The sequence below is a fragment of the Calothrix sp. NIES-2100 genome (assembly GCF_963875285.1).
In the GTDB taxonomy this organism is placed as follows: Bacteria; Cyanobacteriota; Cyanobacteriia; order Cyanobacteriales; family Nostocaceae; genus Aulosira.
Genome location: NZ_CAWNLA010000001.1, coordinates 577,472 through 590,834, shown reverse-complemented (window position 1 = coordinate 590,834; position 13,363 = coordinate 577,472). Strand labels below are relative to the sequence as shown.

The window sequence follows — 13,363 nt, the reverse complement described above, 5'->3', positions numbered from 1 at the left end:
AGGGAGACAAGGGGGACAAGGGAGACAAATGACAAATGACAAATGACAACTGACAACTGACTATTGACTATTGACTAATTGCCTTCATTAAATATTGTGTCAAAGTAAAGGCATCTACTCCTAATTCTGTGCGCTCTTGGGCTGCTATAATCCCGGCTTGAGAGTGCCACCAAGAAGCAGTGGCGACAATATCTTCAATGGGAAGTTGTTTTTTGATCGCTTGGGCTAGTAATCCGCCAAGTAGCCCAGTTAATACATCGCCACTACCACCACGGGCTAAGGCTGGGGTACTTTTGGGATTTAGCCACAATGAACCTTGGGAATTAGCAATTACTGTTCTTGCACCTTTTAATAAAACGATCGCCCCACTTTGTAAGGCTGCTTCTTGCACAGCTTTGACTCTATCTTGATGAATGTGAGGAATATTAGGAAATAACCGCTTAAATTCACCTTCGTGGGGTGTAAGTATTGTGGGTGCTTGGCGTTTTTGTAAGGTGGGGATGGTTCCCATTTGTGCCAAGATATTTAAAGCATCAGCATCCAGAAGTAAAGGGCGTTCGCTGGCGATTACCTGTTGCACAATGGGAGTGCTATCTGTAGTTAAACCAGGGCCGATTGCGATCGCATCAAAGGAACTCAAATCGGTTTTCTCTGGTAATTGTAATTGAGCAATGGCTCCTGTTTCCGTCTCTGGACAGCCAATTACCAATGCTTCCGGTAAATGTGACACCAAAATCGGTTTAAGATATTCTGGTACAGCAATTGACAGCATACCCACACCACTAGCACGCGCACCCAAAGCCGTTAAAATTGCGCCGCCAGCATAGCGATGGGAACCGCAAATTAACAGTAAATGTCCTTCTTTGTATTTGTGGGTGACTGGGGGACGGGGTAGGGGGAGATTTGCGATCGCTTTTCCAGTGGTAATGCGGGTAAATCTCGGTGTATCTTTGAGTACAGCTTCTACATCAGCTACAGGGATATCAAAATCGATTAACTCTGCATTACCGAGATAATCTAAAGCTTGATCCTGTAAAAAAGCCAGTTTCCATAAACCTAAGCAAAATGTGTGAGTAGCGCGAATTGCAGTTCCTAACACCTCACCTGTATCGGTGTGTAAGCCGGAAGGTAAATCAATGCTAAAAATTGGCTGTTTCCAGGTATTTAACTCTTCGATAGTAGAGGCGTAGGCGTAGCCCGTCGGAGACATTGCATCTGTCAGTTTTCTTTCTAAACCAAAGCCAAACAAGCCATCAACCAAGACATCGCAATCTGGTAACTGCTCAATTGCTTGATAACAAGGTATCCCCAAACTCTGAGCATATTGCAAATGCTGGGCAGTTAATTCCTTGAATTTAGTAAAAGGATTATAGATCCAAACCTCATAGCCCTGAAAGTGCAATTCTCGCGCTACTACCAAAGCATCGCCGCCATTATGTCCCGGGCCGACTAAAACCCCCACACGAGATTTTCCATGAGGAATCATCGCCACCAGGCGACGGGAAATTAGTCCTGCTACCTTTTCCATTAAAGCCGCTACAGGCATTCCACAGGCAAATATCCTTTCTTCAATCTCCCGCATTTGTGCTGCGGTAACTACAAATTGGGAAATTTCTGCTTCTCGGCGCTGAAGATGAGTCATGAATCGTCAGTCCTGAGTGATGAGTTATCAATTTTCAATTTTGAGGTTTAAATTTCGAGGGCTTAATATCATTCTCACTGGTAAAATTATCTCAGAAATCACCAAACAAGTTTGTTGAACCCGCTTTTAACTCAGCACTCAGTACTTTTCACAACTTTTTATTTACCGTAGTAAACTCTGGCGTTACCATATCCCAATTTTTGCAGATACTCATTCCAGCGTTCAGCATCAGAACGTTGAGCAAAAGGGCCGACAGCGACATGAGGTCCGAGTGGTTGTTGCCTTTCAACTACAATGTCATAGCGTCCAGAATTTTGGCGAATTCTACTAGCGATCGCAGATAAATCTTGTGACCTGGCGGGAATAGTAACGTAATAATAACTAGATCTTTGGGGTCGAGAATTTCCAGGATTAGGAGTATAGCCTACTTGTTGTCCGCTAGAGCCTCTGACAATTCGCGCCCCATAAATACCACTTAGCTCTAGTTCTCTAACTCTTTGTTGAGCGTTAGCTTGTTTGCTAAAGGCTCCTGACTGAATTACTGCACGTCCATTGTAATGTCGGATATAAGCACTACGATCCAACTGGCGTACACGTTGCAACTGCTGGTAATCACCGCCATCGACGTACACTATGTAGCGTTCGGCACTCCAGTTATAGGAATTAGCTTGGACTGTTTGGTAAGGTTTAAAATTTTGATTATATTGATTAACCCTAACGTTTGGGAGAGACTGAAAATTTTGATTATATGAGTTCCCAGGTACTGGTTGTATTGGCTGATTATAAGGAATTGTCTGGAAATCTGGCGGTGGTGGTAAAGAATTAACCACCGTTCGTTCTGCCAATAAAAAGCCACTCTTGGTAACTTGTGCTTGTACTGGGGTAGAGTCGGGGAGCAAAGCTAAGCATCCTCCCAGGAAAAACGGGACTATCGGAAAGGCGATCAGTTGGTCTGGTATTGGTCTGGACATAGTAGTAACAGTATTTCTCGACAATTTCCTTCTTGGAACTAATAGAGCTGTCTGTTGTAGCACCTATATAAGTGTTAACTTAGAATCAGTCCATCGGGCTGAGTGGCATTGCATAGGTCTTGCTAAAATTTGAGATATTTTAGATGGGGCATTGGGCATTGGGCATTGGGCATTGGTCATTGGTCATTTGTCATTTGTCTCCCTTGTCCCCCTTGTCCCCCTTGTCTCCCTCATCTTCCGGTTGGTGAGCGAAGTCGAACCACATCCCCCTCTGTCCCCCTGATTTAAGGATATGAAAAAAGTCGTCGTTGGTCTTTCCGGTGGCGTTGACAGTTCAACCGCCGCTGCTATACTGCACAATCAAGGCTATGAAGTTGTTGGTTTGACCCTTTGGCTGATGAAAGGCAAAGGTCAGTGTTGCTCTGAAGGAATGATCGACGCGGCTAATATCTGCGAACAATTGGGTATTCCCCATCAAGTTGTTGATATTCGCGATGTCTTTCAGACAAATATTGTCGATTACCTAGTGGCTGGTTACAGCGCGGGGATCACACCTCTGCCTTGTTCTCAGTGCAATAAGACTGTGAAATTTGGGCCAATGGTGCAATATGCCCGCGAACAATTGGGATGCGATCGCATCGCTACGGGTCATTATGCCAAAATTCGCTATGACGAAGCTACTGGCCGTTATCAATTGTTAAGGGCTGTTGACAGAAATAAAGACCAGTCTTATTTTCTCTATGATTTGTCGCAAGATTTACTCGCAGCTACCGTATTTCCCCTAGGAGAACTGCAAAAAGCTGACACCCGCCGCATCGCTGCTGAATATGGACTGGCAACCGCCGATAAGCCAGAAAGCCAAGATTTGTGCTTGGTAGAAAGCAACGGTTCCATGCGGGCATTTCTCGATCAGTATCTGGCGCCGAAAAAAGGCGAGATTGTTGATACTGCGGGTAAAGTTTTGGGACAGCACGATGGTGTCCATCATTACACGATTGGGCAACGTAAAGGCTTGGGGATTGCGGCAGCAGAACCTTTGTATGTGATTGAATTAGATGCGGTAAATAATAAAGTGATAGTAGGCGATCGCACTAAGGCAACTCAGCCAGAATGCACAGTCAATCGCGTCAATTGGGTTTCCATTGCTGAACCATCCGCCCCAATTCATGCAGAAGTGCAAATTCGCTATCGTTCCCATCCCACACCAGTAACGGTGATTCCGCTGGAAAACTCCCGTGTGCGCTTGGTGTTTGACGAACCCCAGTTCAGCATCACCCCCGGACAAGCGGCGGTGTGGTACGAAGGGGAAAAAGTCTTAGGTGGCGGAATTATTGAACAATTTAGTTGAACCCCACCCTGGTTTGAGCTAAAGTCAAAACCACCCCTCCTGTGACTTGCGAGGAGGGGTATTTTTCGAGTGTGTATACAAAATGGTTTTAGATGATAAATTAAAAGCTTTTGACACCAAAATGATTGAATAAAATCAATCATAAATTTTGTCAATATCTTCTGCAAACTCTTCTAAAGCCTGTACAGTTCCAACTTGCCAAGCCCGTTCTATAGTAGCGGTAATTATCTGAGTTAAAGGGATATTGGGAAAGGTGGGACTATAATCAGATTGAGTATAATGCCCATCTGTGAGCAAATAAATAGAAAGCTTTTTGCCATTGTAAATCCATAATTGGGGAACAGCGATCGCTTCGTAAGCATCAAGAGTTGTTTTAGAGGTGACATCTGTTTCAATTGCTAAATCGGGAGGCGGATCATCTGGTTCAAGTCTCCGCTTCCCAATCATTCGTTGATAATTCTCAATATAGAAGCAAGCATCTGGTTCTACTCCCGCTGAATTTTCCCGCTTAAATGTGGTTGAACCAAAAGGTTCATATCTTTTGCCTATTTTTTTCAGTAAAATTTTGACAATATCAGAAATTAAGTCTTGTGGCTTTTCGTGTTCAGGTAGAGGAACCATGATTTCTAAAGTAGAATTGCTGTAGGCAACCCGCAGCGATCGCTTTTGTCCCAGTTCTTGCAAGATAGATTCAAATTCTTCCCAACTCACATCCTCAATAGTCACGACACTACCAGGCGCTAGCCGCAGCAGGCTAACAGGTTTAACCACAGGGGATACCGCAGTCATAATTCCTAGGCTGTAAGGTGCATTAGCTTCAGGGTAACTTATTCTTTATCCTAGCCCCTCACCCTTAGCCTCTACCCAAACTCTTTTTCTCTGTGTACCACCATTTGATAAGTTAGTACATAGTTTGAAACAATTACCTTAACTCGAAGAGGGGATTACGTTGAGTTACCATTCAGATGCTATTGCGCCCCACGGTGGACAATTGGTTAATCGCATCGCCACACCAGAACAAAGAGAAGAATTTCTCTCCAAGGGTGAGTTTTTGCCACGAGTGCAACTTGACGATCGCGCTGTTTCTGATTTAGAAATGATTGCGATCGGTGGGTTTAGTCCACTCACAGGTTTTATGAACCAGGAAGACTACGATCGCGTAGTTAGCGAAATGCGTCTAGCTAACGGTATTGTGTGGTCGATCCCAATTACACTGTCAGTAGCCGAAGAAGTAGCTTCCCCCCTCACTGAAGGCAGCTTGATCCGTCTGGATAACCCCAGCGGCGAATATATTGGGGTTTTACAGCTAACGCAAAAATATCGCTACGATAAAACCCGCGAAGCTATAAATGTCTATCGCACTGATGATGCTAAGCATCCTGGTGTACAGGTAGTCTATAACCAAGGGCCGATTAATCTCGCCGGCGATATCTGGCTATTACAACGCGATTCCCATCCCTATTTTCCCGCCTACCAAATCGATCCTGCCGCATCTCGGCAAATGTTTAGAACCAAGGGCTGGAAAACTATCGTTGGGTTTCAAACTCGCAACCCCATCCACCGCGCCCATGAATATATTCAAAAGTGCGCTTTAGAAACTGTCGATGGTCTATTTTTACACCCATTAGTTGGGGCGACAAAAGAAGATGACATCGCTGCTGATGTGCGGATGCGTTGCTATGAGATTTTGCTAGAACATTACTATCCTTCAGATAGAGTGATTTTAGCAATTAATCCGGCAGCAATGCGTTATGCAGGTCCACGGGAGGCAATTTTCCATGCTTTAGTCCGCAAGAACTACGGTTGTACTCACTTTATTGTTGGGCGGGATCATGCGGGCGTGGGTGACTATTACGGCACTTACGATGCTCAATATATTTTTGATGAATTTGAACCCCATGAATTGGGCATTGTACCCATGAAGTTTGAACACGCGTTTTATTGCACGCGCACCAAACAAATGGCGACAACAAAAACCAGTCCCAGCAAACCAGAAGAACGGGTTCACCTGTCGGGAACCAAAGTTAGGGAAATGCTGCGTCGGGGTGAATTACCGCCACCAGAATTTTCTCGTCCAGAGGTGGCGGCGGAATTAGCAAGGGCGATGAAGGTACAAGTCTTAGCTTAAGGAACTCCAAAAAATAAACAACAGCTTAAAGTTGTTGACGGTTGACTGTTGACTGCGCCGCACTGAGCTTGTCGAAGTGTTGACGGTTGACAATGGAATATTTTTTTTCTTGGAAGTCCCTGAAGACTTATTATCATAGCGAATTGTTCCCACTTTACTTTACACTACAGGCTTCAGCCCTTTAAGCTGTTATGCTGATGGGCTGAGGGCTGATAGCGAATTTATGAAGCGTCGGACTTTTTTACAACGAATTGGTTCAATACTTGCAGTTTTGGGTGTAACTGAGGCTGAGTGGTTGACCTGGGGAAATCGCTATTACCAAGCTTTAGCGCAACCAAGTCTGCGTAAATTTGCTTTATTGATAGGGATTAATCAATACTCACAAAATCCTAAACTCAGCGGTTGTTTGACTGATGTAGAACTACAAAAAGAATTATTGATGCATCGCTTTGGCTTCCCCGCCGCCAATATTTTGACGTTGACGGAGGAACAAGCCAGCCGAGAATTCATCGAAGCCGCTTTTTTAGAACATCTCGGTAAGCAAGCTAGACCTGGTGATGTTGTGGTCTTTCACTTTAGTGGTTATGGGACTCGCATTCAATTAGCAACCGACACGGTACAAAATGCTCTGGTAGCCTCGGATGCACAAAATAGTAAAATAGTCAATTATTTATTAGCAGAAACTCTAGTATTATTGTTGCGATCGCTCCCTACAGATCGTGTCACCGCAGTATTAGATACTAGTTACTATGCTCCGACAATGGGGACAGGATTAGGAATTCGCGCCCGTCCCGAAATAGTAGATGGGGAGTTAGCATCAGCAGAATTAGACTTTCTCCAACAACTGAAATCGCAAAATTCAGCGAGTAAGGCGGAACTCACCCCACCCTTACTATTGACCGCAACAGCAGATCCTAAGCAATCAGCCAGGGAATTGCTGTTATCTGGTTTTAGTGCGGGGTTGTTTACCTACGCTTTGACTCAGTATTTATGGGAAGCCACTCCCGCCAAGACAATTCAAGTCAGTCTTGGGCAAGTCGAAAGTTCCATGCGCAAGCTGGGGAGTAAGCAGCAGCCTGCTGTAGTCAGTAACCAGAAAAATCCCTTACTAGCTGATAATTTTGTTGCCGACAGCGCCATTGGCGGCGAGGGAGCGATTATCGCCAAAGAAGACGATGGCAAAACAGTGAGCGTGTGGTTAGGGGGAATACCACCACAAGTCCTGGAATACTACAGCCCTAACTCCCGACTTAGCTTAGTTAGTGGAGAACAGCTAATATTGCGATCGCGTACTGGGTTAACAGCCAAAGCACAATTTTCCACTATTGATAATACTACTTCTGTACAAGTAGGGCAACTCGTCCAAGAAGCAGTCCGAATTGTACCCCGCAACATTAATTTAATCGTTGCCCTCGATACTAGATTGGAAAGAATTGAACGAGTAGACGCTACCAGTGCGTTTGCCACAGTCTCCCGTGTTTCCACTGTCGTCGCCGGCGAACAACCAGCTGATTATCTGTTTAGCAAACTCTTGCCAATGCCGACTCGCTACGGTTTATTTTCTCTGGGCGGCGAGGCAATTTTCAACAATCCTGGGGAAGTAGGGGAAGCGGTAAAAGTTGCAGTCCAAAGATTAGCGCCAAAATTACCCACTTTGTTAGCAGCCAAGTTATGGCGACTCACCGAAAATCAAGGTTCTTCCCGCTTAGCAATCAAGGCAACCCTAGAGATTATCAGCAGCATATCACCTCGCGTTGTTATGCAACGAGAAACCATGCGGACTTTGGGTGGGGAAACGGCAACAAACAAGTCACTTAGCACACTGATTGTCCCCATTGGTAGTAAAATGCAGTATCGGTTGCAAAATCTTGGCGATCGCCCGGTGTATTTCATCCTAGTGGGATTCAAGAATAACAGAAGTGCGATCGCATTTTATCCTTGGCAAACTCCCCCAGAACCCAACAGTTTAGAAACTAAACCCCTAGTTAAACAAATAGTAATCGCTCCTGGCGAAACAATTACATTGCCACAAAGCAGTGGTACCTCTGGATGGGTGATTCCGGGGCCAGCTTATGAAGCTGAACACCAACTAATTTTCAGCACGACTCCCTTCAACGAAACTCTTACCACCTTAGAAACTGCTAAGAACAGCACCACAGATCAACAACCCATTGGCCCCTTATTAAACCCCTTACAAGTAGCGCAAGCCATACTCCAAGATTTGCATAACGCTAGTCAACTCAAAGCCGAGATTAACGGTACATCTGCTGATTCCTATGTGTTGGATGTGAATAATTGGGCAACTCTCAGCTTTAATTTTCAGGTAATTTAAGTTACTAATCAGGGATTTACCAGGAATAAATTATTTCAAAAATAACATGGAAAGTACATCATAGTGATTTTTTCCAAACCTATTGTTCATAATTAGGCTGGAAATAAATTTTTTCTGTAAATAGGTTATAGTGATTGCTCCCAGCGCGACTATTAAAAAATCTATATTCAAGCGATTAATAAATTTAGGTAAATGTTCAGCAAATAAATTTTGCCAGTAATATACGAAGAATATATGCCACAGATATATCCATAAAGAAGATGAACTGATAAAAATAATCACCTTGATTAACCAATTATTCTTAGCAGACAAATTATACTTAATAGAAGCTTTGTCAACTAATAAAAAACCTAGTAATGACATAAAAATTCCATAGGATATGTAGTATATTCTTGCTGGGTACTTAAACTCACTAGTCGAGACAAAATGCCCTTGATGGTGGTAGTAATAACCAGCAAAACCTAAAAATATTACAAGAAAAATTCCTATAATAAATAATATTGTTCTTTTTTTCAGTTTTGGTAAAGTTATACCTAAGCCAAATAGACAACCATAGGGCAGAAGATAAAATAGATAATCATTAATAAACCCTGCAATAAATTGACTATGTACATTAACACGAGAGATGACTTTAAGTAATATTTCATAAAATATGTAAATTAGAGATAACAAAGTCAGAAATCTAAATTCTGTTTTACAATATCTGTATAGATTTATAAGTAAACTGGAAAAAATTGCCACTAGTATAAATACGCGAATTATCCATACATAACCAATGCCAAGAGATAAAATAAATGTCTCAAATATTTTTTCTTGGGAGAAAGGATATGGTTTAGAAAGTAAGGTAAAAATACCATAAGCAGAAACAAAGAAAAAAGTCAAAAATAACCATACTGGAGCTAGCAGACGAGGTAATCTTTTTTGTAAATAGCTCCAAAAAGATATTTGTTTTTTACTAGCTGAACAGTAATACAATGTTCCTGATACAATAACCATGAGAGGAACATCAAAACGTCTGATGTGAAAGAAAATATTATCTTCTGAACCAATATGCGCATAAATAATGCATATTAGTCCAATACTTTTCAAAATATCAAATCTAATATCTCGTTGATTATCAGGTTTTTTTTCTATTTTATTTTCCATGTTTTTCTGTACCTAAAGTAAATTCAGATGAAGAAGGTGGTGCAATAGCTAATTTCTGTTGATATAGCAATCTGAAATCATTGGTGAATACGAATCAAAGCTGTATGCCCTGCAAAACCAAATTTTTGATTGCCGTAAATTCTCACAGATCATATAGGATTGCTATATTTGGGATTTATATTGATTATTCCCATATTCCACCTTGAAACTTCATTTGATATATCAAGTAGGGATTCACATCTGTGCACCTGTGTCAAACTAAGCTAAAAGCCTTTGAAAATATCGTTTCCAGGCTCTAGCTGGAAATGCATATTGGTATACTTGACACAAATACACGTCTGTGATTTAAAATTACAAATTTTCAAGTAGCTTAAACACGGAATCTCTTAACTTAGTTGTGTAGACTACTATAGATTCTGAGTTTACACTGAGCAGGCTTGCATGAATATCAAGAATCGCGTCGGGTTAGCAGTTGCACTTATCTTACTAACCACCACTATTGCTACAGCTACACCACAACTCAGCCAAACACCAGCAACTCCAACTTCCACCTTGACAGATAAAGAAAAATTAGAAATAGACAATCAGGTGCAAGAGGAAGTTGACCGTGCGTTTAATCACACTACAGCTTTACTGAATATTTTGCTAGTAGTATTGACTATGTTGCCCATTTTAGCGGCGGCTGGTGTTTGGTTATTACGTAGAAGTGTAATTAGTGAAGTAGTCGCGGAAACTAAAAAACGCTTAGAAGAAGAAGTAGAAAAGCAACTAGAAAAAGAAGTAGCCGCCGAATTAAAAAATCAAACAGCAGCTTTTAAGCAAGAATTAGAAGTATTAAAATCTGATTTTTTAACCCAATTATCGCAATTAAATAATTTATATTTAGATGCCCAAAGCCAAAAAGAGCAAATTTTGCAACAGCTATCTGGACTCACACCTTCACCTTCATTAACGCAAGATTATGTGCATCCCGAAATCCAGCAAAAAATTCAAGATTTGACTAACCAACTAGAAATTTTGAAATCTGAAAATCCTCGCTTATTTTTTACAGCAAATGATTATCTTAAACAAGGAGATGCTTTATTTTTTGAAGGTCGTTATGAAGATGCCTTAGCTTGCTATGAAAAAGTCACTCAAAGAGAACCAGATTCTTATATAGCTTGGGTAAATCATGGATGGACGCTAAGAAAATTAGGGCGCTATTCAGAAGCATTATTATCCTATGAAAAAGCCATTAGTATTCAATCTGAGCATTATATAGCTTGGTTCGGCTGTGGTAATTGTCTGAGAAATTTACAAAAATATGCTGATGCAATTACCAGTTATGAACAAGCTTTAAAACTTCAGCCTGACTTTCACTGGGCTTGGTTTCATCTTGCTCGTTGTTACACATTACAAGGAGAGATTGAGTTAGCAATTAAAAATCTCACCCAAGCCATCAAATTAAGAGGCGATCAACATCGAAAATCAGCAAAAACTAATCCAGACTTTGATGCAATTCGAGCAGACGATCGCTTTCAGAAATTAATAGAAAGTTAAATTTACAAAACATCCTAGTATCCTCTGCGTTCTCCGCATCCTCTGCGGTTCAAATCCCCAACTTCTTAAAGAAGTCGGGGTTGCAGCACATCAAAATTAATGATATAAGCAAATCTACAAATATTTTTGCAATAACAACCCTAACTTTTCCTTAGTCGCTGCGGGTGCTTTATCCAACTGAGTTAAAATCGCATATTTCAAAGCCGAATGTGCATCACTAGAAGGCGGATTTTCACTCAAACGGCGCACAGTTTCTTGAATTACCTTTTGCGCATTCACGGCATTACGCTGCAAATTCCCAATTACCATTTCTACTGTGACGCTATCATGGTCTGGATGCCAACAATCATAATCTGTGACCAATGCTAAAGTTGCATAGGCAATTTCTGCTTCCCTAGCTAACTTCGCCTCTGGTAAATTTGTCATCCCAATCACTGTCGCACCCCAACTGCGATAAAGATTCGATTCCGCCTTGGTGGAAAATGCCGGACCTTCCATGCACACATAAGTACCACCACGATGGAGAGTGACTTCTGGTAAATTTAAAGAGGCGATCGCATCTGCAACCACACCAGCCAAATTCTGACATATCGGCTCGCCAAAGGCAATATGAGCCACAATTCCTTCCCCAAAAAACGTAGACACCCGATTTTTGGTTCTGTCTATAAATTGATCTGGTACTACCATATCCAGCGGTTTGGCTTCTGCTTTCAACGAACCAACCGCACTGGCGGAAATTAAATACTCTACACCCAATTGCTTCATTGCATAGATATTGGCGCGAAACGGCAATTCTGACGGTAGTAAAGTATGATTACGTCCATGACGCGCCAAAAAAGCTACTCTTGTTCCATTTAATCTACCCAGAATCAAAGCATCAGAAGGTGAACCAAAGGGGGTATCTACTTGCACTTCTTCTACATCTTTGAGTGCATCCATTTTGTATAAACCGCTGCCGCCAATAATTCCAATTAGTGCTTCTGCCATGATTCTTTATTCCTTGCAAAGCTGCCAAGTTATTTTAGCGGAATGTCTCTGTGGTTCGGCAAATAATCGGGAATATTCTTTTTCAAGTTAATTAACGCCGAATGCTGCAAATTTTGATTGTTGAAGATGATTCCATGATATGCAGCATTGCTTGCTGGCGATCGCACTTGGTATGCTTTGAGCAGAGTACCTGATTAGGGCTTTTGCTCCCATGCAAGTAAGAAATGTGCTATCCCTGGTAGCAATCTATGGATCAATCCGACTTCCCCAGATAATTCTTATGGGAGTATTTTTAACCATACTCCTCATTAGTTGCTCTCACCTCAATAGTCATACTCAACCTGAATCTAATAACCCAGCACCAGGCGCTTTTAAAGTAGCGATGATTTTACCAGGCCCCATCAACGATCAAAGTTGGAATCAATCAGGATATGAAGGACTAAACTTAATTCAAAATCAACTAGGCGCTCAGATAGCTTATACTCCTAACGTTACTGTCAATAATGCCGAGCCAATTCTCCGTCAATATGCTCAACAAGAATTTGATTTTATTATTATTCATGGCGGTCAATATTTAAATTCATCGAAAATTGTTGCTGAAGAATTTCCCCGAATTAAATTTGCAGTTGTGACGAGTTACGGCGGTAACAACAAAAATTTTGGCGCTTTGGCATTTCGCAGTAATGAAGTAGGTTATTTAGTGGGAGTAATTGCTGCTTTAAAAACTCAAACTAATAGAATTGCTTTTATTGGTGGCGAACCTCAATTAATTACTCAACAACAAGCCATCTTATTAAAACGCGCTGCTTTAAAAACTAAAAATAACATCACTGTCGCCATTAACTGGGTGAATAGTTGGCGAGATCCAGATACAGCTAAAAGTATAGCTGAAGCCCAAATTGCTAAAGGCGCAGATGTTTTAGTCACAGATGCAGATTTCGGAAATTTCGGAGTTTTGCAAGCAGTATCTACCCATAAATCAATATCTGCTATCACTTGGATGTATGCCATTCAAGAAAAGCAGGAATTAACAGCTAATAATATAGTTACTCGTGTTGTGCAAAAAGTCCCAAAATTACTCTTAGAAGGAGCAACTTTAGCACAACAAGGACGCTGGGAAGGAAAGCAGTATAAATTTGGCATTTTAGAAGGAGTTCAAGATTTAACGCCATTTAACGGTTCGTTAACTCCGCAACAAGCAGAAATTGTCAAATCTGTGAAACAAGATATTCTCACTGGCAAAATTGATATTTTTCCCTAAGGAGTTGTG

10 protein-coding genes are annotated in these 13,363 nt (G+C 41.6%); 5 read left to right on the top strand and 5 right to left on the bottom strand.

What is annotated here, in order from left to right:
* Positions 1-67 precede the first annotated feature (67 nt).
* Together AACU32_RS02260 and AACU32_RS02255 are read right to left on the bottom strand one after the other, a co-directional pair.
* Complete coding sequence (locus tag AACU32_RS02260) at positions 68-1,642, bottom strand: NAD(P)H-hydrate dehydratase (protein ID WP_096597451.1); 1,575 nt, start codon at positions 1,640-1,642, stop codon at positions 68-70.
* Positions 1,643-1,800: 158 nt separating this feature from the next.
* On the bottom strand, positions 1,801-2,613 hold the full coding sequence (locus tag AACU32_RS02255; RefSeq protein WP_096597449.1) for a hypothetical protein: 813 nt from the start codon (positions 2,611-2,613) through the stop codon (positions 1,801-1,803).
* Between the two features lie 292 nt (positions 2,614-2,905).
* Between AACU32_RS02255 and mnmA the strand changes: the two genes are divergently transcribed.
* Positions 2,906-3,961 (top strand): tRNA 2-thiouridine(34) synthase MnmA, encoded by a 1,056-nt coding sequence (mnmA, locus tag AACU32_RS02250; protein ID WP_096597447.1) that lies wholly within the window; start codon positions 2,906-2,908, stop codon positions 3,959-3,961.
* A 135-nt stretch (positions 3,962-4,096) separates the two neighbouring features.
* Here mnmA and AACU32_RS02245 read toward each other — a convergent pair whose 3' ends face one another.
* Positions 4,097-4,750: a Uma2 family endonuclease gene (locus AACU32_RS02245; protein ID WP_096597445.1), complete on the bottom strand. Its 654-nt coding sequence runs from the start codon at positions 4,748-4,750 to the stop codon at positions 4,097-4,099.
* 160 nt (positions 4,751-4,910) lie between these two features.
* Between AACU32_RS02245 and sat the strand changes: the two genes are divergently transcribed.
* Together sat and AACU32_RS02235 are read left to right on the top strand one after the other, a co-directional pair.
* The gene (gene sat, locus AACU32_RS02240) at positions 4,911-6,089 is read left to right on the top strand and encodes a sulfate adenylyltransferase (RefSeq protein ID WP_096597443.1); all 1,179 of its coding nucleotides are present in this window, start codon (positions 4,911-4,913) and stop codon (positions 6,087-6,089) included.
* A gap of 223 nt (positions 6,090-6,312) precedes the next feature.
* The gene (locus AACU32_RS02235; protein WP_096597441.1) at positions 6,313-8,421 is read left to right on the top strand and encodes a caspase family protein; all 2,109 of its coding nucleotides are present in this window, start codon (positions 6,313-6,315) and stop codon (positions 8,419-8,421) included.
* 30 nt (positions 8,422-8,451) lie between these two features.
* Here the strand turns inward: AACU32_RS02235 and AACU32_RS02230 are convergent, their stop codons facing one another.
* The gene (locus AACU32_RS02230) at positions 8,452-9,567 is read right to left on the bottom strand and encodes an acyltransferase family protein (protein ID WP_096597439.1); all 1,116 of its coding nucleotides are present in this window, start codon (positions 9,565-9,567) and stop codon (positions 8,452-8,454) included.
* A gap of 441 nt (positions 9,568-10,008) precedes the next feature.
* Between AACU32_RS02230 and AACU32_RS02225 the strand changes: the two genes are divergently transcribed.
* Positions 10,009-11,106, top strand: a complete 1,098-nt coding sequence (locus AACU32_RS02225; protein ID WP_096597437.1) for a tetratricopeptide repeat protein — start codon at positions 10,009-10,011, stop codon at positions 11,104-11,106.
* A gap of 114 nt (positions 11,107-11,220) precedes the next feature.
* On the opposite strand, the gene AACU32_RS02220 is transcribed toward AACU32_RS02225, so the two are convergent.
* Entirely contained in the window at positions 11,221-12,093 is an 873-nt protein-coding gene (locus tag AACU32_RS02220; protein WP_096597435.1) for an S-methyl-5'-thioadenosine phosphorylase, read from the bottom strand.
* A 280-nt stretch (positions 12,094-12,373) separates the two neighbouring features.
* Between AACU32_RS02220 and AACU32_RS02215 the strand changes: the two genes are divergently transcribed.
* The gene (locus tag AACU32_RS02215) at positions 12,374-13,354 is read left to right on the top strand and encodes a BMP family protein (RefSeq protein ID WP_339377431.1); all 981 of its coding nucleotides are present in this window, start codon (positions 12,374-12,376) and stop codon (positions 13,352-13,354) included.
* The last annotated feature ends 9 nt before the right edge of the window (positions 13,355-13,363 follow it).